Genomic DNA, 22,212 nt, shown 5'->3' with positions numbered 1-22,212 from the left:
AATGAGACAAATCTTTCCAGACCACCCGGCCTAAACTTCCCGCAAGACGCTGCCGGGAGGCCCACGCCATGAACGCTATCTCGCCAACCGGCCCGCTCGCCGACTATGCGCTGAGCGATCGCTACACCCGCAGCACCGGACGCGTCTTCCTGACCGGTACCCAGGCGCTGGTGCGGATCGCTCTCGACCAGGCCCGGCGCGACCGCGCGGCAGGCCTCGACACGGCGGGCTTCATCTCGGGCTATCGCGGCTCCCCGCTCGGCGGCGTCGACCTCGAACTCTGGCGCTCCACCGATATTCTGAAGCAACACGGCATCGAATTCCTGCCCGCCGTCAACGAGGACCTGGCCGCGACCGCCGTCCTTGGCTCACAGCAGGTCGAGACCAATCCGGACCGGACGGTGCAGGGCGTCTTCGGTCTCTGGTACGGCAAGGGTCCCGGCGTCGACCGCGCCGGCGATGCGCTGAAGCACGGCAACGCCTATGGCTCGTCGCCGCATGGCGGGGTGCTGGTCGTCGCGGGCGACGATCATGGCTGCGTCTCGTCGTCGATGCCGCATCAGTCCGACGTCGCCTTCATGGCCTGGTTCATGCCGACGCTGAACCCAGCCTCGATCGGCGAATACCTCGCCTTCGGCGAATACGGCTACGCGCTGTCGCGCTATTCCGGCATGTGGGTCGGCTTCAAGGCGATCTCGGAGACAGTCGAGAGCGGCCAATCGGTCGAATTGCCGGCACCGCGCCAGTTCAACGAACCCGATTACACGCCGCCGGCCACCGGGCTGCACTATCGCTGGCCGGACCTGCCGGGCCCCCAGATCGAGGAGCGGATGGAGGCCAAGAAGATGGCCGTCTTCGCCTTCGCCGAGGCCAACCCGATCGACCAGCGCATCTACGACATTCCCGACGCCTCCTTCGGCATCGTCACCACCGGCAAGGCGCATCTCGACCTGATGGAGGCGCTGCGCCTGCTCGGCCTGGACGAGGAAGCCTGCCGCAGCCACGGCATCGACATCTACAAGGTCGGCATGGTCTGGCCGCTGGCGCGCCGGGCCGCGCTGGAGTTCGTGCGCGGCAAGGCCGAGATCCTCGTCGTCGAGGAAAAGCGCGGCATCATCGAGAGCCAGCTCAAGGAGTATTTCTATGATTATCCCGGGCATAAGCCGCATTCGATGGTCGGCAAGCGCGACGAGGACGGCAATCGCCTGATCTCGTGGATCGGGGAGCTCTCGCCGCGCCTGCTCGCACCGATCGTGGCGAAGCGGCTGGATGCGCTGTTCCCCGAGCTGCACCTGACCGATCGCGCAGCGCTGCTGAGCCCCGAGACCGGACGCATCATCCAAGTGCCGAGCGCGACCCGGACGCCCTATTTCTGCTCCGGCTGCCCGCACAACAGCTCGACCAAGGTGCCGGAGGGCTCGAAGGCGCTGGCCGGCATAGGCTGCCATTTCATGGCGAGCTGGATGGATCGCGAGACTACCTCGCTGATCCAGATGGGCGGCGAAGGCGTGAACTGGGCGGCCTCCTCGCTGTTCACCGGCAAAGGCCACATCTTCCAGAATCTCGGCGAAGGCACCTATTACCATTCCGGCTCGATGGCGATCCGCCAGGCGATCGCCGCCAAGGCCAACATCACCTACAAGATCCTGTTCAACGATGCCGTCGCCATGACCGGCGGCCAGCCGGTGGATGGGCCGATCAGCGTCCATGCCATCGCTCAGGAGGTGCGCGCCGAGGGCGCCCAGCGCATCGCGCTGGTCTCGGACCAGCCCGAAAAGTTCGCGCCTGCCAGTCTGCCGCACGGCGTCACGATCCATCACCGCCGCGAGCTCGATGCCGTCCAGCGCGAGCTGCGCGAGATCAAGGGCGTCTCGGTGCTGATCTATGAGCAGGCCTGCGCGACCGAGAAGCGCCGCCGGCGCAAGCGCGGCACGATGGTCGATCCGCAGCGCTTCGCCGTCATCAACGACCTTGTCTGCGAGGGCTGCGGCGATTGCTCGGTGGCCTCGAACTGCCTCAGCGTCGAGCCGAAGGAGACGCCGTTCGGCCGCAAGCGGCAGATCAATCTCTCCAACTGCAACAAGGACTTTTCCTGCCTCGACGGCTTCTGCCCGAGCTTCGTGACGGTGGAAGGCGCCACCCGCCGGAAGCGGCCGGCGAGCGCGGACGACTTCGCCGGGCGTGCCGAGTTGCTACCGCAACCAACCCTGCCGGCACTCGACAGGCCCTTTGACCTGCTCGTCACCGGCGTCGGCGGCACCGGCGTCGTCACGGTCGGCGCGCAGATCGCGATGGCGGCCCATCTCGAAGGCAAGGGCAGCTCGGTCCTCGACTTCACCGGCTTCGCCCAGAAATTCGGGCCGGTACTCTCGTTCATGCGAATCGCCGCAACGCCCGAGGCGATCAACCAGGTCCGCATCGACACCGGCGCGGCCGACGCGCTGATCGGCTGCGATATCGTCGTATCGTCCTCGCCCAAGGCCTCAGTGACCTATCGCACCGGCATGCGCGCAGTCGTCAACCTGGCGGAGATGCCGACCGGCGACATCGTGCGCCACCGCGACGCCGACCTCGCAACGCGCCGCCGGCTGAAAGCGATCGAACGGGTGATGGGCGCCGAGAACGTCCGCGCCATCGACGCCAATGCGCTGGCCGAGACATTGTTCGGCGATGCCGTGTTCGCCAACATCATCATGCTCGGCCATGCTTGGCAGCAGGGGCTGGTTCCGGTCGGGCTCGACGCTTTGCACCGCGCGATCGGGCTCAACGGGGTCGCGGTCGAGCGCAACCGGCAGGCCTTTGCCGCCGGGCGTCTTGCAGCCGTCGATCCCGCCGCCTTTGCTCCGGCCCCTGCCGCTTTCGAAACGGAAGCCCTCGACGAGATGATCGCTCGCCGCGAACGCTTCCTCGCCGACTACCAGAACGAGGCCTGGGCCCGGCGTTATCGGGCTGATGTCGACAAGGTCCGCGCTGCCGAGCGGCAGTTCGGCAGCGGAGCGCTCACTGGTGCGGTCGCCCGCTCGCTGTTCAAGCTGATGTCCTACAAGGACGAATACGAGGTGGCGCGGCTGCACATGCAGACCGGCTTCCTCGACGAGCTCCGGCAGCGTTTCGAGGGCGACTTCACGGTGAACTACCATTTCGCCCCACCCTTCCTCGGCGGCGAGAAGGATGCCCGCGGGCGGCCGCTGAAGCGCCGCTTCGGCCAGTGGATCCAGACGCCGCTGCGGCTGCTGGCCCGCCTCAAGGGCTTGCGCGGCACCGCCTTCGACCCGTTCGGCTACACGGCGGAGCGCAAGATGGAGCGCGCGCTGATCGGCTGGTACGAAGGGTTGGTCGATGAATTGCTGGCGCAGCTGCCCTCGCGAGCGCCCGATGCCTTGGCGGCGATCGCCGCCTTGCCGATGGACATCCGTGGCTACGGCCCGGTGAAGGACGCCGCCGTGGCACGCGTCAAGGCCGCGGCGGAGCAGAAGCTGAACGAGCTTTCGACAGTAGGAGCGAAGGAAGCAGCCTGACGGAGCTCCCCCGCGGTCGCCCTACGGCACCTCACCCTCGAAGCGCACGCCGAGCGAACCGAGCGCGCGCCAGTAATCGGGATAGGTCTTCGCGACGCAGCCGGGATCGAGGATGGTGACACCGCCGATCTTCAGTCCGGCCAGCGCAAAGCTCATGGCGATGCGGTGATCGGCGAAGGTGTCGATCTCGGCGGGCAGCGTCTGGCCGACCAGCGCCGGATCGGAGGCGACGAGCAGATCGTCGCCCTCCTCAATGCCGAGCCCGGGACGGATCCGCGACAGGCCCTGCGCCAGCGCCGCGACGCGGTCGCATTCCTTGACGCGCAGATTGGCGATGCCGGTGAAGCGGACCGGCGTCTGGTTGAAGGCGGCGAGCACGGCGAGCGTCGGCACCGCATCCTGCATCTGCGAGCCGTCGATCTGCGCCGGCAGGTTCGGGAAGGCGGCGATCAGCTCATGCGCCTTGGCGTCGGGCTGGGTGAAGGCGGAAGCCGGCACGCCGAGATCGATCGCGCCGCCGGTCAGCACTTCCGCCGCCCAGAGATAGGTCGCGGCCGAGGCGTCCGGCTCGATCAGGTAGTCGGTCGCGACATAGCCGGTCGGCGCGATCCGCCAGCCGCCGCTCGCCGGCTCGGACACCTCGGCGCCGAAGGCACGCATCGTCGCCAAAGTCAGGTCGACATAGCCGCGCGCGCCGATCTCCTGGCCGGTCAGCACGACATCGACGGGATTGCGGGCGCAGGCGCCGGCCATCAGCAGTGCCGAGACGTACTGGCTGGAGAGCCCGCCATCGACCTCGACCAGTCCGCCCGCGAAGCCGCCCTGCCCCTGGATGGTGACTGGCGGACAGCCGCTCGGCGCAGTGATCGCGACGCCGAGCCGGGTCAGCGCCTCGACCAGCGGCAGGATCGGCCGCTTGCGCATGTGCTCGTCGCCATCGACGACGACCGTGCCGTCGACCAGCGCCGCCGCCGCCGTCAGGAAGCGGGTCGCCGTGCCGGCATTGCCGAGGAAGAGTGGGGCCGCCGGAGCCTTGAGGCGTCCGTCGCTGGTGACGATGAAGCTGGTCGCATCGGGCTCTTCGATCGTGACGCCCATGTCGCGCAGCGCCTGCGCCATATAGCGGGTGTCGTCGCTCTTCAGCGCGCCGCTGAGCCGGCTGGTGCCCCTGGCCAGCGCCGCGACCAGCAGCGCCCGGTTGGTGATCGATTTCGAGCCGGGCGGCATGACACGGCCGGTCAGCGCCGCCGTCGTCGGCAGGATGGTGAGTTTGCTCAGGGCGGATTGGGTCATGGCAGGCTCGCGGCTCGGTCGCGAGGGTCTTAGACGCTAGGGCCAGGGAGCGAAAGGCATACCGTCATTGCAAACGCAAACCGTCATGCTCGCCCTTGTGGCGAGCATCCACGTCTTGAACACCACATTGCATCTGGGAAGGCGTGGATGGTCGGGACAAGCCCGACCATGACGAGAATAGGTCAGCCCCTCGCCAGTCCGAACCCGCCGACCGGCTGCGTGACGACATGGCTGTCGAAACCGGCGATGATCGGCCTGGCCTTGGCGATCGCCGCCTGCACGACCGGCAGAGCGAGCGAGGCCTTGTGGCTCTCTTCCCTGTCCCAGACCTCGGTCACCCAGATCGCATCGGCATCGTCGGGATCGCGGGCGACGATGTAGCTCAGGCAGCCCGGCATTTCGCCGCTGCTTTCGAGGATGTAGCCGATCAGCGCCTCGCGCTCACCGGGCTTGGCCCGCATCTTCCCGATCAATCCGTACATGGCAGCGCCCTCTCTCGTTTCGGGCGGCACCCTGCCCAAGCGCCCAGCGGGGCGCAACCGGGCGACTGACCAAAGCTGTCAGCAGCTCACTCCGACAAACGGCGCTCCCGGAAGATCGCCTGCGCCATGCGGTCAAGCAGGATCGCGAGCGCCACCACCGCGAGGCCGCCGACGAAGCCGAGGCCCGGATCGGCGCGCTGCAGGGCGAGCAGGACGACCTCGCCCAGTCCCTTGGCGCCGATCATCGAGGCGACCACGACCATGGCAAGCGAGAGCATGATCGCCTGGTTGAGCCCTTGCAGGATCACCGGCCGCGCCAGCGGCAGTTCGACGAGCCAGAGCGTCTGCCAGGGCCCGAGCCCAAGCGCGCGGGCGGCGTGGATCATGCCGATATCGATGCCGCGCAAGCCGAGCTCGGTCAGGCGGGCGAAAGGCGGCAGGGCGTAGATCAGGGTCGCGAGCAGCGCCGGCGCTCGGCCGAGCCCGAGCAGCATTGCCACCGGGATCAGGTAGACGAAGTTCGGAATGGTCTGCATCAGGTCGTAGATCGGCGCGAGCGCCTTTCCCAGCCGCGGCAGGCGCGCCGCGGCGACGCCGAGCGGCAGGCCGAGCAGAACGACCAGCACCACCGCCACGATGACGAGCGCGAGCGTCTGCATCGCCTCGGTCCAGACTCCGAGGCCGGCGAGCACCAGCGGCAGGCTCGCCATGGCGAGCGTGAAGCCGAGGTTGCGCCGCGCCAGCCAGGCGCCTGCGGCGACGGCGAGGACGAAGGCCGGCACAGGGATAAGCAACAGGGCCGCCTCGACGCCACGCACCGGCGCGGTCAGCAGCCTGCTGAGACCGTCGAGGTCGCTGCCATAGCCGGTGACGACGGCATCGACGCCCTGGTTGACCAGTTTCTGCAGCCCCTTGCCGAGATCCGGCAGTCCATCAAGCGTCACAGGCTGGATGCGACCTTGCTGGCGATCTCGGCCGGCAGCCAGGCCTTCCAGACATCCGGTTGCGTCTTGAGGAAGACGAGTGCCTGCTGCTCGGGCGAGACGCCCTTCTCGCGCGCCTCGGCCAGCATTTTCGAGGTCAGCTCGCTGGTCGTGGTGTACTTCCTGAAGAAGCCGGCGAGTTGCGGTGCCTTCTTGGCCAGTTCGACATTGGCGCCGATAACGACGCGGCTGACCGGATAGGCGGTTGCGCGCTTGGGGGCGTCGCTCGCCTTGAGCTCATCCCAGATCGCCTGGTCGAAGGCCGGCTCCTCGAGCTTGACCAGGTCATAGGCGCCGACCAGCCAGCTCGGCCCCCAATAATAGAACACGACCGGCCGCTTGCGCTTCAGGGCGGATTCGACGGCGGCAACGATCGCCTCGCCGGAGCCGCCGCGCAGATTGGTGAAATCGCCGGAGAGCCCGTAGGCGACGAGCTTCTTGCTGTTGATGCCCTCGCAGACCCAGCCGGCGACGCAATTGTAGAAGCGCCCCTTGCCGGGCTCGTCCGGGTCGGTGAACAGCTCCTTGTAGCGCTTGAGGTCCTGCACCGATTTCAGCTCGGGCGCCTTGGCATCGGGGCCGGAGACCAGATAGCGCGGCACGAACCAGCCTTCGTTCGCATCCGGGAACGTCGTGCCGAGCGGCTCGACCTTGCCGGCGGCAGCTTCCTTGACCCAGGCCTCGACCGGGTTGGCCAGCCAGATCTCCATGACGATGTCGACGTCGCCGCGACCGAGACCGTTGACCAGCGGTGCGATCACGCCCGGCACACGCTCGACCTTGCAGCCAAAACCCTTCTCGGCGATGGCGCTGGCGACCGCGGTATGGAAGGCGGCGGAGTCATAATCGAGCCCCGCCATCTTCAGCGGCCGGTCAAGCTCGCAGGCGAAGCCGGGAGCAGTGAGACCGAGGCCGAACAGCAGTGCTGCCCCTCGCAGAACGGCTTTCATCATGACGATCCCCCGCTGATGGCGGTGCCTGACCATGGCACCTGACGACCCGGCATCCTCCACGAAGCGCGACAGCAAGCGAAATGTTCCGCCCCGACAGACGAAAAGCTTAGCGCCGCTTGCAGATCATGGACACTGCGCGAACGGCGGATGGGATGGACCGCGCGCCTGACCGGACCTGTCAGCAGTGCTAGCTCAGCCGGGCGTCCCGAGCGCTCGCAACGCCTTCAGCGTTTCGCGCAGGCCGCGATGCAGCGGCTTGTCCTTGCGCAGGACGAGGCCGAGCGTGCGATGCACCCGCGGCGACAGGGCGCGCACGACCAAACCGTCGCTCTCGCCGCGCACCGCCATGCCGGGCAGGATGGCGCAGCCGAGGCCGGCGCCGACCAGCCGCTTGATCGCCTCGACGCTGCCGAGCGACATCACTGGCTTCAGCGTCACGCCGGCGCGGGCAAACCATTCGTCGGCGATGCGCCTGGTGATGCCGCCCGGCTCGAACAGCAGCACCGGCAAGCGCGCCAGCGCCTCGGGCGTCAATCGCGGCGGCAGCTCCATGCCGGGCGGCGCGATCACGGCAAACTCGTCCTCCAGCAGCGGCGTCACGTCGAGGCTGCGGCCAGCGGCCGGGAGCGAGACCAGGCCGATGTCGATCTGATTGTCTTCGATCGCCTTGACGATGTCGGAGGTATTGCCGGTGCTGACGGTGATCTCCAGCGTCGGGTGGCGCTGGCGCAATTCGCGCAGCACCGGGGGCAACAGGAAGATGCAGGCGGTGGCGCCGGTGCCGATCCGGACACGGCCCATCGCCCCGGTTGCATGCCGCGCCATCGCCTCTTGCGCCGCCGCCACCGCCGCGGCGATCCGACCGGCATGGTCGAGCAGTTCGGTACCCGCCGCGGTCGGCTGCGCCCGGCGTCCAACGCGCTCGATCAGCACCGTGCCGAGGCGGCGCTCCAGTTCGCGGATTTGCAGGCTGACTGCCGGCTGGCTCAGGCCCAGCCGCTCGGCCGCCGCCGAGAAGCTGCCGAGCGCGATCACCTGGCGGAAGCTGTCGAGCTGGTCGAGACGAAGATCACGCATCTCAAAGAATTTCTCATGCTCTGCATAATTTCGAGAAGCTTCATTTATGAGACGGCAAAGCGCAAGCTGCCCTGGCGGCTCGGGCAGAAGCCAGCCGCGGCAGGACGCGAGCGATGAGCGGGATCTGGGATGCGGGACGACAGCTGCTGCTTGAGGCGGCAAACTATCTCGGCGCCTCCCAGCATTCGCGCTATCAGCAATTGCGGATCCTGCGTGAACTCGACGAGCACCGCCTCGCCGATATCGGTGTCACGCGACAGGAGGCGCTGAGCGGGCGCCCCTACCATACGGAAAGGCAGCCCGACCGGGCTGGAACGATGACGATGACCACCTCAGAGCTTGCCGGCAATGCTGCGCTATCCATCCTGGTTCGCGATGCCGAGGAAGCGGATATGGGCGCGATCCAGGCGATCTACACCCATCATGTCTTGCATGGCCTCGCCAGCTTCGAGGAGACGCCTCCAGGCGTCGAGGAGATGCTGGTGCGCCGAGAGGCAGTGCTGGCGCTCGGCCTGCCCTATCTCGCCGCCGAGCTCGATGGCCGGATCGTCGGCTACAGCTATGCGACGTCCTATCGCCCCCGCCCGGCCTACCGCCACACCATCGAGGACTCGATCTATGTTGCCGACGGGTTCGGCGGCCGGAAGATCGGCTCCACCCTGCTCGGCGCATTGATCGGCCGGTGCGAGGCCGGGCCCTGGCGCCAGATGCTCGCCAATATCGGCGACAGCAATAATGCCGGTTCTATCGGCCTGCATCGCCGCTTCGGCTTCGAGCCGGTGGGCACCTTGCGCTCGACCGGCTTCAAGTTCGGCCGCTGGGTCGACACGATCCTGATGCAGCGCAGCCTCGGGCCGGGAGACCAGACGTTGCCCGGCGGGGTGAGATAGTGTGTTTGCCCCAAAAGCGCGGGTCATCCCGGACGGAGCGCAGCGGAGATCCGGGATCCATTCCGGAGCTTTTCCGAGAGAGGTTCCGGAATGGGTCCCGGGTCTCCCCTCGGTCGCCCGGGACGACTCGGAACGGGTTGGCGTGGCCTGACGAGAACGGTTGTCGATGATCGCGCCTCGCACCGTTTTCTGCCTCGGGCTGGCTCAGCTCATCTCCTGGGGCATCTCCTATTATCTGGTCGGCGCCTTCGGCGAGCGGATCGCAGGCGAACTCGGCTGGTCGCAGGCGATCATCCATGGCGGACTCTCGGCTGGCCTCTTGGTGATGGGGCTGACCTCGGGTGCGGTCGGCCGCCTGATCGACCGACACGGCGGCCGCACCGTGATGTGCGTGGGATCGCTGCTCACCGCTGCCGGCTGCCTAGGCCTCGCCTTCGCTCACACGATCGCCGCCTACTACGCCGCCTGGATCTGCCTCGGCCTCGCCATGCGGCTCAGCCTCTATGACGCCGCCTTTGCTGCGCTGGCCCGGATCGGTGGCAGCGCCGCGCGCCGGCCGATCGCCCAGATCACTTTGCTCGGCGGCCTCGCCTCGACCGTGTTCTGGCCGCTCGGCCATGCACTCGCCGAGCAGTTCGGCTGGCGCGGGGCGCTGATCGCCTATGCCGGCTTCGCCCTTCTAACCCTGCCGCTGCACCTGACGCTGCCGACCGTCTTGGCGCGGCCACTGTCCGACGCTGCCGCAGCGAAGCCCATCGTCACGCTCAGTGCGGCCGATACCCGCTTCGCCGGCCTGCTCTATGCGCTGATCGTCACCTTCGCCGGCGTCCTCAATGCCGGCATGTCCGCCCATATGATCGGCATTCTCGCCGGGCTCGGCCTGCCCGCCGCAGCCGCTGTCTGGATCGGCGCGACGCGCGGCATCGGCCAGTCGCTGGCGCGGCTCGGCGAGGTGCTGTTCGGCGCGCGCTCCAGCCCGTTCGACCTCAACCTCGTTGCCTGCCTCGTGCTGCCGCTCTGCTTCGTCGTCGGCCTCGCCGGCGGCGCGAGCGCTGTTGCCGCGCTGGCCTTCGCCTTTGCGTATGGCGCCGGCAATGGCGTGCTGACGATCACGCGTGGCACGCTGCCGCTGATGCTGTTCGATCCGAAGAGCTATGGCGCCTATGTCGGCCGGCTGCTGGCGCCGGGCTTCTTCCTCTCGGCCGCCTCGCCGCTCGGCTATGCGCTGCTGATCGAGCGCTATGGCGCCTCGGCGGCGCTGATCCTGTCCGGGACGCTGGCGCTGGCCATGCTGGTCTCGGCGATCCTGCTCCGGCGGCGTTTCCGCAGCCTGCCACGCTCCTGACAATCTCTGTCAGCACACCCCACAAGAACAATGCGGCAACATCCACGGCTGCGTGCTACTCATGCCCGCCTCTCGCCCGGCCGCACTGGCATGGCCCGGCGATTGCCCTATCTGTACGGCTTAGCTCAATTCGGACACCACCATGGCTCGCAAGACCACGCTCGCCGACCAGACCGCGACGCTGGAAGACATGTTCGACCGCAACCGTGCGGCCGATCCGAATTCGCGCGTCATCTCGGTGCGCGGCGCGCGCGAGCACAATCTCAAGAACGTCGATCTCGCGATCCCGCGCGACAAGCTGGTGGTGTTCACCGGCCTCTCCGGCTCGGGCAAGTCCTCGCTCGCCTTCGACACGATCTATGCGGAGGGCCAGCGCCGCTATGTCGAGTCGCTCTCGGCTTATGCCCGCCAGTTCCTCGAGATGATGCAGAAGCCCGATGTCGACCAGATCGACGGGCTCTCGCCCGCGATCTCGATCGAGCAGAAGACGACCTCGAAGAACCCGCGCTCGACAGTCGGCACCGTCACCGAGATCCACGACTATATGCGCCTGCTCTGGGCGCGCGCCGGCATCCCCTATTCGCCGGCGACCGGCCTGCCGATCGAGAGCCAGACCGTGCAGCAGATGGTCGACCGCCTGGTCGAGCTGCCGGAGAAGACGCGCGGCTACCTGCTCGCGCCGGTGGTGCGCGGCCGCAAGGGCGAGTTCCGCAAGGAGATGGCCGACTGGCTGAAGCGCGGCTTCCAGCGCGTCAAGGTCAATGGCGAGTTCTACGAGATCCCGGACGCGCCGGCGCTCGACAAGAAATTCAAGCACGACATCGACGTGGTGGTCGACCGCATTGTCATCCGCCCCGATCTCGGCGCCCGCCTCGCCGACTCGCTGGAGCAGGCGCTCGACCTCGCCGACGGCATCGCCGTCTTCGAATATGCCGACGAGAAGGAGGAGAATGGCGAGGCCCGCCGCGTCACCTTCTCCTCGAAGTTCGCCTGCCCGGTCTCCGGCTTCACCATCCCCGAGATCGAGCCGCGGCTGTTCTCGTTCAACAACCCGTTCGGCGCCTGCCCGGCCTGCGACGGCCTCGGCCACGAGATGCGGATCGATCCGGAAATGATCGTCCCGGATCACTCGCTCTCGCTGAAGAAGGGCGCGATCGCGCCCTGGGCCAAGTCGACCTCGCCCTATTACGGCCAGACGCTCGATGCGCTCGCCAAGCATTTCGGCTTCTCGACCAGCAAGCCCTGGAGCGAGCTGCCAACGAGCGCCCGCGACGCCATCCTGTTCGGCACCGGCACCGAGGCCGTGCGCATGGCCTACAATGACGGCCTCCGCGCCTATGAGGTGAAGAAGCCCTTCGAGGGCGTGATCACCAATATGGAGCGGCGCTGGAAGGAGACCGAGAGCGACTGGGCCCGCGAGGAGATCGGCCGCTTCATGTCGGAGACGCCCTGCGCCGCCTGCAACGGCTTCCGGCTCAAGCCCGAGGCGCTGGCGGTCAAGATCGACATGCGCCATATCGGCGAGATCTCGCAGCTTTCGGTCAAGGACGCGCTCGCCTGGGTCAGCGCCCTGCCCTCGCGCCTGTCGCACAAGCAGAACGAGATCGCCCCGCGCATCCTCAAGGAGATCCGCGACCGCCTGACCTTCCTGCTCGATGTCGGCCTCGAATACCTGACACTGGCGCGCGGCTCGCGCACGCTCTCGGGCGGCGAGAGCCAGCGCATTCGCCTGGCCTCGCAGATCGGTTCGGGCCTTACCGGCGTGCTCTATGTGCTGGACGAGCCCTCGATCGGCCTGCACCAGCGCGACAATGAGCGCCTGCTCGGCACGCTGCGCCGCCTGCGCGACCTCGGCAACACCGTGATCGTGGTCGAGCATGACGAGGACGCGATCCTCACCGCCGACTATGTCGTCGATGTCGGCCCCGGCGCCGGCATCCATGGCGGCGAGATCGTCTCGAAGGGCACGCCGCAGGACATTCTGGCCGACCCAAACTCGCTCACCGGAAAGTACCTCACCGGCGAGATGAGCGTGCCAGTGCCCATCAAGCGCCGCAAGCCGCAGAAGGGCCGGAGCCTGAAGATCGTCGGCGCCCGCGGCAACAACCTCAAGGACGTCACGGTCGACATCCCGCTCGGCCTGTTCACCTGCATCACGGGCGTCTCGGGCGGCGGCAAGTCGACGCTGATCATCGACACGCTCTACAAGGCGATCGCGCGCAAGCTCAACGGCTCGATCGAGCACCCGGCCAGCCATGACCGTATCGAGGGCATGGAGCATCTCGACAAGGTCATCGACATCGACCAGTCGCCGATCGGCCGCACCCCGCGCTCGAACCCGGCGACCTATACCGGTGCCTTCACGCCGATCCGCGAATGGTTCGCCGGCCTGCCCGAGGCCAAGGCGCGCGGCTACCAGGCCGGCCGGTTCTCGTTCAACGTCAAGGGCGGCCGCTGCGAGGCCTGCCAGGGCGACGGCGTCATCAAGATCGAGATGCACTTCCTGCCCGACGTCTACGTCACCTGCGACGTCTGCAAGGGCAAGCGCTATGACCGCGAGACGCTCGAGGTGAAGTATCGCGATCACTCGATCGCCGACGTGCTCGACATGACGGTCGAGGAGGCCAAGGACCTGTTCAAGGCCGTGCCCTCGATCCGCGACAAGATGGTGACGCTCGCCCGCGTCGGGCTCGACTATGTCAAGGTCGGCCAGCAGGCGACGACGCTCTCGGGCGGCGAGGCGCAGCGCGTCAAGCTCTCCAAGGAGCTCAGCAAGCGCGCCACCGGCCGCACCCTCTACATCCTCGACGAGCCGACCACCGGCCTGCATTTCCACGACGTCGCCAAGCTGATGGAGGTGCTGCACGAGTTGGTCGAGCAGGGCAATTCCGTGGTGGTGATCGAGCACAATCTCGAGGTGATCAAGACCGCCGACTGGGTTCTCGACCTCGGCCCCGAAGGCGGCGACGGCGGCGGCATGGTCGTGGCGCAAGGGACGCCGGAGGACATCGTCCGGATCGGCAAAGGCCACACCGCGCGCTTCCTCAAGGAGGTGCTGGAGCGGCGGCCGTTGAAGGGGAAAGGGGCGCGGGAGGCGGCGGAGTAGAAGTCAGAATGCCACTTCTTGCCAGACCTTCGCGCCGCTTATGCGGCAAGCTAAAAGCGAATATGCTCGTAGGAAGATCAGCAGCGCCAAATATCTGATCGCTGTTATCAACAGAGCAGCTTATTGTTCATGGCCCGCTGCCCAGCTAGACCTGCATCATGCGCGATATTCCTGACAACTTATTCGCAACCCAGCAGATGCTGACCGGGCTAATAAGGCCGCAAACAGAGAACCTCGGGTCGATTTTTCACCCGTATGACGTGAAGGCCAGCATTGCTGCTGCAGGCGGTCTGCTTACGATTCCAAAACTTCAGGCGAACACGGTCAGACTGGAGGCAATTGCGCACCTGATTGTCTCCAGCGCTTCTGGAAAGAAGAAACCGAACAAGCAGGACGCCGCCCGTTGGTTTAAGCAGGTGGGGCAAGTCTTCGCGCACATGGAAGACCCGGCCGAGGATGTGTTTGTCGGCCGTGTACATTTCGAAGGACGAAATTACCACGTGCTTGAGGGGTTGGCAGAAGCAAACAGCCATCACTTGCAGCACATGCTCACGGCCGTCGCGAATATGCCCGACCGCGGCGGATATGCCGCGCTCAAGCAGTCGTGCCGCGCAATGCTGACGCTATCCGACCTCGTCTGTGCTCGCTCAGGGTTGGAGGCCTTTTGCCGCGGAGACGAATACGGCCTCGATGGGTTGCCGGTTAGCGACCTTCCGACACTTAAGACGCTAGCTGCGCGTGTAACCTTTTCGGATGATGACTTGGTGCGTGCTGGCATAAGTCGCCGGTCACTTAGCGGGTTTTGCTTACCACCGTCACAGCGCGAGGTAGGTATAGGTGGTTATGGCGATAGCTGGCTGGAGAAGCGGCCACTGATCGACTTTCACGATGAGATAGTGATTGCCCTGCCGTCGGCCATGAGCACGGCCATACGGCGTGCGGTGATTGAGGCCTGCCAAAGTGCTGGTGCAGAATCTGCCTTGTGGGCTGGCCTACTTATCGCCCAAACCGAAGAACTTGGCTTAAACCCCGCTCTTTCACGTATCGGCATCCCTCCCACGGAGATGAAGCCGGATTCTAATGTGATTTCTTCAAAACCAGTCGAGTTTCAGCCAGGCTTGTGGTTCCATATCGTACTACTCGCCGATGACTTCGCCGAATTCAATGAAACAGGCTTCAGTAGGCCGAGTTCTTCCAGCGACAAGACTGGAGCTGGGCTACAACAGGCAATAGATACCGCTGTTGCAGGCACCAAAGCTCAACCCGGATTTAAACTAGGGATTTCGCTCATCGTCCTTTGCGGGATCGGCAGGGGGCAAATGGTGGAGTTTAGTCGCCCGGCTCATTGGCTGGCCGAGGGTATAAGCAGCTACGATCTCGACGTGCTGGGCTGGCGCCACGACTTCAACATCGCCGAACTGCTCAAATTCCTCCTTGCCGAAGGCACCGCGGGGCATATGGGTTTTCCATTAATGGCGATCAACGGGCTTCTCGCGCGTATCGGCTTTGCCTACGAGAACAATGGCCATGTGGTGCCCCATGAAGCTATGCCGGATGGCGCCGATGGTGCCACGCTCATGGTACCCACCAACGCACATCTGCAGCTCAGAGCCGAGCACCATGTCCGCTTCGACAAACACGCGGTACGCGATCCGACAGGCAACGTACTCGTTGTCCGCCGTAAGGATGGAGGCAAGCGTTCGCCGCAGAGTACCCAGCGGATTTATGTCTCGCATCTCGATGCTCAATCACTCCGCTATCGTGGGGTGTGGAGGTGGGGTAGCCGAGCATGGTGGCTTGAAACTGTACCGTTGGAAGAACGCTCCGACCTCTACCCTATCTTTGAAATGCAGATGGTCTGGATGGAGCGCATTGCCCCTATACTGGTAGAGCACGTGCCGAATCTTCCGAATTTTCTGACTTGGAAGATTGTCGCGCCTGCATGGCCCGCTATCCGACCGGAAGAGCTCAATCCACCACCCGTAGAAGAGCTGAAGGCAGCCATCAGGGCCTCCTGCGATCGGGGCGCAAACGTCGTTACCACGGAAATAGGGTTGCCGTTCTTCCACGGGCTTTCCCATCTCGACAACAACTCTGAAGTTACCTTGATTGAGGTCTTCCTTGAGCAGGTTGCTAAGCTCGCAAACGGCGCGGCGGTCAATGTTGCCGCGCTTTTGCACGAGATCATCCCTTCAACCGAGGCCCGGCAGCTCCACGCGTTCGCGCCACAGGATTTCCGCGATCACGTACGCGACTCGGTTCCGCACAAGGTCGTTGAAATAAGCCGGTTTGACGATGCCTCCCAGCGGTTGGGATTGGGGTGGCATGGGCTTCCTCGACCCGGCGGTACGGTTCGCGGGCGTGATGAATGCACTAAGGTGCTCAACGCGATCACTACCGCCGCAGAGAAGATGTTCTGTGCGCATCTTAGCCAGTTTGAGAGACACGCGCTGATCCGCCGTGTTGTAGAAAATCATGAGGCATCGATTATCGACAAGTCGCGTTGGGAGCGGACCTCAGGCGCTATTCTCGACCTTTCGGCCAACCCTCAGGCAACCCGCGAAGAAGTCTCCAAGAATATTCAAAAGGCCAACGCCACCAGCTTAGCGAGTCGGATTATTTTGGAGGCGGCATTGTGCGAATGTCCGGTAGGCGCCGGCTTCGTGGTTGCAGATTTCGACCTATCCAATCTGATGGCCCTGGCGATGATGATCCATCACCTGGGTGGTTACTCCGATGCCATCCGTTACGAAGGCATGCGCCCCGAAGTGCGCATTTCGCCGGCCGGTGAGGTGCAGATTGATGCGTCATTCTTCGACGCCATCGTCAGACCTGTGGGAGAGTCCTTTGTTACGTATCAGATCGACAAAAGCCGCCGCGACTATTTTGAGTTATCGCATCAACCCGAGCCACTGACTGAAGAACAAGCAACCAGTCGAACTGATCCCGCCTTCGCTGCCGCTTGGGAAGCGGAAATGGGAATCTCTCTCGGGAACTTTCGCACGGCGCTTGAGGCACTCGAAAATCGACTGGTCCAGACCGGAAAGGCGTGGGAGATATTGCCTAGACCCGCATTGCTTCAGCACCTCTCCGAGGCCGTCAATTGTGCCGAGCAATTTATTGCCTCGCTTGAGCTTCTGCCGCGAGACGATTGGAAGAACGTCCTTCCGCCTTACACCGATCAAGATCGGCAGCCATGGCGGTTCAGGCGGCGTTTGTCCGTTGCGCAGCGTCCCATTCTACGGCTTGAGCCGTCCCCCGACTCAGATGTCGTGATCGCACCCGGCATGATCCGAGACGCCTTTCGTATCCAGCTTCATAATTTTTACTACGGCCAGTATGATCTCAGCTCGATCGCATCAAAAGAGATGCGAAGATGGAGAGAGCATATCGTTGCAAAGGAAGCGGCGGAGTTTGAAGAACGGGTCGTTGCGCGCTTACATCAACTCGGATGGCAGGCGAAACGGGGCGCGAAATTCTCCTATATTCTTGGCCGCAAGCTGCCCGAAGACCCTGGCGATATTGATGTGCTTGCCTGGCATTCTGACGGCCGCATCATGCTCCTCGAATGCAAAGATCTGCAATTCGCCAAGACTTCCAGCGAAATTGCCAAACAACTTCATAAATTTCGAGGGAAAATGGACGAAAAGGGACGCCCAGACCTTCTTCTTAAGCATCTCAAACGGATGGAGCTCGCACAAGAGAATGCGGTCGCGTTTCAATCCCACCTTCAACTGCCTGCGGCGAAGATCGATGGCGCTCTTATCTTCGCGCGCACCGTCCCGATGAGCTTTGCAGCAGAGCGGATAGGTCACGACGTGAAACTTTTCACCTTTGCGCAGCTGGAATCGGCTCTTGAAGGCCTCGCAAAAACGTAAGCGCCGCTCGATAGCTTGCGCAATTGGCCGACCTACTTGGGATGGCCAGGTTGCCGAAAGCTGACATGCACCGTGTCGGCGATGGGCCGTTGGGAGAATCAACTGCCCACACTTATCCCCGCTCCCAAAACCTCCCGTACAATCCCCTCGCCCATCACCCATACGGGGCGGCCGTCCGGAGGTATGCCAGAGGCTGGGTGAGGGTCGGCGCCTGCGGGCGGGGGTTACGCCCCGCTCCCGGGAGGCTTCGGGGCACCGCCCTGGGGACACTACGATCCCTGTGCGAGGAGCTCGCTAGATGAAGCGGCTGCACAGAGCCCGCTCCGATCGGCTCGCCGATTGGATAAAGCGGTCTCTCACTCAAGGTGAGAGACGGGTTTGATCGGATGATTCAATCCGGTCGAGCCCGGCTCGGACCAGCGTGATGGCCAAAGGGAGCGACGACCCGAAGAGGGGAACTGGCGCCCATTGGCATTGCGGCACGGCCAGCAGCCGGCTTCGCAGAAGCGCGGCCCGGAGCTTTAAAATCGCCGAAGGCGGAGCGCCACGGGGCGTGCGGATGGGGACCATCCGCGCCGCTTCCTGGCTCAACGGAAGCGGATGCTACTCAACGCGCCTCGCGGCGCTCCGCCAGCCCCGTATCGCGAAGCGCCCGCAGGCAGGCCTGCGGGCGGGGTCTGGCGCGTGGGTGAAGCAAGGGCGCGGGAACCACGACGGAGAACCCCTCCCGCACCGAAGTCGGGCCTACCCTCACAAGGCGAGCCGCGGGCTCGTCATTGCACGCCGATGTCCTCCCCTGGGCCAATTTGTCGCCCCAGGCCTGCCATGCCCTAACTCGCCATTAACCTCGATCGTTCATTTCCTCGAAGGAGTAGTGGCTTCGCGCGGGCTGTAGCTGCTGCGGTGCGAGGGTGACACATCATGCGGCTGATCGTCGGCGCAATCATTGTCTTCGTCTGCGTCTTCGGCAGTTACGCGGCCATGGGTGGCCACCTCGAGGTGCTCTGGCAGCCGTTCGAGTTCGTCATCATCCTCGGCGCAGCGATCGGTGCCTTCATCATCGGCAATCCCGGGCCGGTCCTCAAGGCCGTGCCGTCCATGCTCGGCACGATCATGAAGGGCTCCAAGTACTCGCAGGAATGCTACGTCGAACTGCTGGGGATGCAGTATTCGCTGTACAAGCTCGTGAAGCAGAAGGGCATGCTCGCGGTCGAGGAGCACATTGAAAATCCGGAAAAATCGACGCTGTTCAATGCCTTCCCGACATTTGCCGCGAACCATCATGCGGTCGAGTTCGTCTGCGACTACATGCGCATGTTGACGCTGGGCGCCAACAACGCCCACGAGATCGACGCTCTCATGGACGAGGAACTGGAGACGCACCATCAGGAGCAGGAGCGTCTCGTTTCGGCCATGCAGTCGATCGCCGACGGAACACCGGCGCTCGGCATCGTCGCCGCCGTGCTCGGCGTGATCAAGACGATGGGGGCGATCAAGGAGCCGCCGGAGGTGCTGGGACATCTGATCGGCGGCGCGCTCGTCGGCACCTTCTTCGGCGTCTTCGTCGCCTACGGCTTCTTCGCGCCCATGGCGGCGTCGCTCAAGAGCACCTTCGAGGCGGAAGCCAAATACTTCCTGTCACTCAAGGCGGGCCTCCTCGCCCATATCAGCGGCCAGCCGCCGGTGATGGCGGTCGAATTTGCTCGCAAGGCTCTGATGAGCGACGTCCGCCCGACCTTCAGCGAAGTGGAAGCGGCAACCGCCAAGCTGGCCGCCTAGATCCGGCCCAATCTCCAGCAGGGACTCGATGACCAAGCCCGTCCAGCAGATTATCGTCAAGAAGGTCAAGAAGGCCGCTCATGCGCACCATGGCGGGGCCTGGAAGATCGCCTATGCGGACTTCGTGACCGCCATGATGGCGTTCTTTCTGCTGATGTGGCTGATCAGCATGACGACGCAGGAGCAGAAGGAAGGCCTGGCGGAGTATTTCGCGCCGGGGTCCTTGAGCCCCAGCACCAGTGGCGCTGGCGGCATGCTGTGGGGCACCGCTCTCGACAAATCAGGCAGCAAGCCGTCGCCGCCACGCGAGGCGGCGACGGGGACCGCCAGGCCGGAGGACAAGGCGCGCCGGACCAGCTCTGGCGGCTCCGGCGAGCGCGAGGCCAACCGCTCGGCTGCCGGCCAGCAGGCCAGCCACAGCGCGATAGCCAGCCTCCGGCAGGCGCTCCAGAGCATGCCGGAAATTGCCGATCTGTCGCGCAACATCGTGATCGAGCCGACCAAGGAGGGGTTGGATGTCGCCCTCATGGACGAGTCCGGCCGCTCCATGTTCCCCGAGGGCTCGGTCCAACCTTACCCGAGCACCCGTCGCGTGCTAGAGACGCTCGCGCCCACTCTGCGCCGCCTGCCCAACCGCCTGGCGATCACCGGCCACACGGCCGCCACGCGCCCGGGCTCGGTGGCGGGCGTCGATCCCTGGAGCCTTACCACCGGGCGCGCGCTCGCCGTCCGCGAGATCCTGTCGGGCGCAGGGTTCCCCAACGACCGCTTCGCGTCCGTGGTGGGGCGCGCCGACACCGAGCCGGTCTTCCCGGACAACCCCTACATCTCGCCAAACCGACGGGTGAGGATCACGCTGCTCAGTGAAGAGCCGCCCTTGCCCCCGAACCTCTTGCGCTGAACAGATCGCTCGGCCGCCTCACGGTCCGTTTGAGATTGAGCTCAAGGCTGACAAAAGGCGAGAGGCTGGTCATTGCAACGCGGAGCATGTGCGGCCCGGAGACTTTAAGAAGCCGAAGCAGGCAGCCAAGCTTGCGCAGGCTGCGTAGACTTGCCTGCGCGCGCCACGGCGCGTGCGGATGGGGGCCATCCGCGCCGCTTCCTGGCTCAACGGAAGCGGATCTCATGACGCGCCTCGCGGCGCTCCGCCAGCCCCGTATTGGTTAGCGCCCGCAGACAGGCCTGCGGGCGGTGCTTGGCGCGTGGGTGAAGCAAGGGCGCGCCCCCTTCCTTCTCCCCTCGGGGGAGAAGGTGGCAGCGCGCAGCGCTGACGGATGAGGGCCGCCTATGCAGGGCGAGCAGCGAGCGGCTCACCCGGTCGGACCGCCCTCATCCCCCTGCCGGGACCTTCTCCCCCGAGGGGAGAAGGAGGCCAATCACCCCCCGCGCCCTTCCGTCGCACGGCATTGTGAGGGTCTTGTTTACGCCTTGTTAAACCGCTCCTGGACATCCCTGCGATGCAAACAGGAGATGACCCGATGATCAGATTGGCCCCTCTCGTGGCGCTCAGCCTTCTTTCGGCCACAACCTCGGCTTTCGCCGCCCCGGCTCAGCCACTCGGCCAGTTCAAGCAATGGAACGCGGCGGCCTATGACGGAGATAAAGGCAAGCGTTGCTATATCATCTCCTCGCCGAATGCCGAGACACCTGCGACGTTGCGTCATGGCGACGTGTTCTTCTTCGTGCAAACTGCGCCGAATGCGCAGGATCGCACCGAGTCGAGCTTCCAGACCGGCTATGATTTCGCCAAGGATTCGACCGTCACCGTGACGATCGGCGACGAGACGTTCCGCATGCTGACCTCGGGCAACAATGCCTGGCTGCAGCGGCTGGAGCGCGAGGGCGAACTGCTCGCGGCAATGAAGGCCGGCGACGAGATGGTGCTCGCGGCGCGCTCGGCCCGCGGCAACGAGACCAGCTACACCTTCTCGCTCGAAGGCGTGACCGCGGCGTCAAGGCTGCTGGAACGCTGCAGCTGAGGGTTACGCGTCTTTCCGGGACTTCGCGCAGCGAAGGGCCCGGAACCCAGAACCCATGCCGTCGTCGGATAAGACGCGGCATCCGATTGGAGAACGATCGAGCGCATCGGTTCTGGGTTCCGGGCTCAGGCCTTTGGCCTGCCCCGGAATGACGGTGTGAGTTACAACACCCCGTGGCGCTCGAACACCGAGCGCAGGCTGTTCCCGGCGAGGAGCTCCTCGCGGGTCGAATCCTCGGCCTCGATCTTGGCCAGCGCCAGCCGGATCGCCTCGGACGCGATCGCGCGGGGCACGATGACGACGCCGTCGACGTCGCCGAAGATGAAATCGCCCGGCGCGACGCGGGCACCTCCCACTTCGACCGGTTCGTCGGCCGCCATCATCTCGGCCCGGCCCTTGGTATCGAGCGGGCCGATGCCGCCATGGAAGACCGGGAAGCCGAGCTCGCGAATGCGGCGGACATCGCGCACCAGCCCGTCGGTGAGGCAGCCGGCGGCGCCACTCACTTTCGAGGCAGTGGTCAGCAATTCGCCCCAAGGCGCGATCCGGTCGGTCGGCCCGTCGCAGGCAAGCACGGGAATCTCGCCGGGTTTGAGGCTATCGATCAGGTCCATCTCCAATGCATAGGGATTGTGCCCCTCGGGGAAATGGTAGCGCTTCATGTAGAGCCCGGTGCGGGCAAAGCCGCAGAGCACGCTGGCCTCGTCGAGCGGGCGCACGAACGGCTTCACCGCCTGGTCGGGATGGCCGAGCCCGTCGAGGACATCGGAGAGAACGGCCGAATAGAGCCGGCCCTTCAGCTCGGCGAGATCGAATTCCCTGGCCAGATCCGGCATGTGCGCTTCCCCTCTCCTTATTATGGGGGAAGCTTCCGGGCGCGCCGGCGGCGGGTCAAGCCGTCGCCGGCGCGTGGGGCGGATGCGTCAAGC

Annotated in this window: 14 protein-coding genes; 8 read left to right on the top strand and 6 right to left on the bottom strand. The window is 65.2% G+C overall.

Annotation, left to right across the window (positions count from 1 at the left end):
- Nucleotides 1-68: 68 nt before the first annotated feature.
- On the top strand, nucleotides 69-3,518 hold the full coding sequence (locus AC1DS0_RS22750; RefSeq protein WP_476816527.1) for an indolepyruvate ferredoxin oxidoreductase family protein: 3,450 nt from the start codon (nucleotides 69-71) through the stop codon (nucleotides 3,516-3,518).
- Between the two features lie 21 nt (nucleotides 3,519-3,539).
- Here the strand turns inward: AC1DS0_RS22750 and AC1DS0_RS22745 are convergent, their stop codons facing one another.
- The 5 genes from AC1DS0_RS22745 to AC1DS0_RS22725 form a co-directional block, all read right to left on the bottom strand.
- Complete coding sequence (locus AC1DS0_RS22745) at nucleotides 3,540-4,811, bottom strand: 3-phosphoshikimate 1-carboxyvinyltransferase (protein WP_476816526.1); 1,272 nt, start codon at nucleotides 4,809-4,811, stop codon at nucleotides 3,540-3,542.
- A gap of 182 nt (nucleotides 4,812-4,993) precedes the next feature.
- Nucleotides 4,994-5,293 carry a putative quinol monooxygenase gene (locus AC1DS0_RS22740; protein ID WP_476816525.1) on the bottom strand — a complete coding sequence of 100 codons (300 nt, stop codon included), beginning with the start codon at nucleotides 5,291-5,293 and terminating at the stop codon, nucleotides 4,994-4,996.
- An 86-nt stretch (nucleotides 5,294-5,379) separates the two neighbouring features.
- Complete coding sequence (locus tag AC1DS0_RS22735; RefSeq protein WP_476816524.1) at nucleotides 5,380-6,237, bottom strand: ABC transporter permease; 858 nt, start codon at nucleotides 6,235-6,237, stop codon at nucleotides 5,380-5,382.
- Entirely contained in the window at nucleotides 6,234-7,229 is a 996-nt protein-coding gene (locus AC1DS0_RS22730) for an ABC transporter substrate-binding protein (protein ID WP_476816523.1), read from the bottom strand. The genes AC1DS0_RS22735 and AC1DS0_RS22730 overlap by 4 nt, the downstream gene beginning before the upstream one ends.
- 192 nt (nucleotides 7,230-7,421) lie before the next feature.
- Nucleotides 7,422-8,306, bottom strand: coding sequence for a LysR family transcriptional regulator (locus AC1DS0_RS22725; RefSeq protein ID WP_476816522.1), 885 nt, complete (start codon nucleotides 8,304-8,306; stop codon nucleotides 7,422-7,424).
- A gap of 113 nt (nucleotides 8,307-8,419) precedes the next feature.
- On the opposite strand from AC1DS0_RS22725, the gene AC1DS0_RS22720 reads away from it, so the two are divergent.
- The 7 genes from AC1DS0_RS22720 to AC1DS0_RS22690 all read left to right on the top strand — a co-directional run bounded on the left by AC1DS0_RS22720 (nucleotide 8,420) and on the right by AC1DS0_RS22690 (nucleotide 21,283).
- Nucleotides 8,420-9,196 carry a GNAT family N-acetyltransferase gene (locus tag AC1DS0_RS22720; RefSeq protein ID WP_476816521.1) on the top strand — a complete coding sequence of 259 codons (777 nt, stop codon included), beginning with the start codon at nucleotides 8,420-8,422 and terminating at the stop codon, nucleotides 9,194-9,196.
- 166 nt (nucleotides 9,197-9,362) lie between these two features.
- Entirely contained in the window at nucleotides 9,363-10,541 is a 1,179-nt protein-coding gene (locus AC1DS0_RS22715; RefSeq protein ID WP_476816520.1) for an MFS transporter, read from the top strand.
- 190 nt (nucleotides 10,542-10,731) lie between these two features.
- Complete coding sequence (uvrA, locus tag AC1DS0_RS22710; RefSeq protein WP_476816542.1) at nucleotides 10,732-13,647, top strand: excinuclease ABC subunit UvrA; 2,916 nt, start codon at nucleotides 10,732-10,734, stop codon at nucleotides 13,645-13,647.
- Nucleotides 13,648-13,805: 158 nt separating this feature from the next.
- Entirely contained in the window at nucleotides 13,806-17,525 is a 3,720-nt protein-coding gene (locus tag AC1DS0_RS22705) for a hypothetical protein (protein WP_476816519.1), read from the top strand.
- 921 nt (nucleotides 17,526-18,446) lie between these two features.
- Entirely contained in the window at nucleotides 18,447-19,304 is an 858-nt protein-coding gene (gene motA / locus AC1DS0_RS22700; RefSeq protein WP_476816518.1) for a flagellar motor stator protein MotA, read from the top strand.
- A 28-nt stretch (nucleotides 19,305-19,332) separates the two neighbouring features.
- Nucleotides 19,333-20,205, top strand: a complete 873-nt coding sequence (locus AC1DS0_RS22695; protein WP_476816517.1) for a flagellar motor protein MotB — start codon at nucleotides 19,333-19,335, stop codon at nucleotides 20,203-20,205.
- A gap of 577 nt (nucleotides 20,206-20,782) precedes the next feature.
- A complete protein-coding gene (locus AC1DS0_RS22690; RefSeq protein WP_476816516.1) occupies nucleotides 20,783-21,283 on the top strand; it encodes an invasion associated locus B family protein in 501 nt (166 codons plus the stop codon).
- Between the two features lie 161 nt (nucleotides 21,284-21,444).
- On the opposite strand, the gene AC1DS0_RS22685 is transcribed toward AC1DS0_RS22690, so the two are convergent.
- Nucleotides 21,445-22,119, bottom strand: a complete 675-nt coding sequence (locus AC1DS0_RS22685; protein WP_476816515.1) for an RraA family protein — start codon at nucleotides 22,117-22,119, stop codon at nucleotides 21,445-21,447.
- Nucleotides 22,120-22,212 lie beyond the last annotated feature (93 nt).

The sequence above is a fragment of the Allobosea sp. P4_H5 genome, from assembly GCF_056400825.1.
The sequence above is the reverse complement of the archived record's forward strand: the minus strand, read 5'-3'. Positions and strand labels throughout refer to the sequence as shown.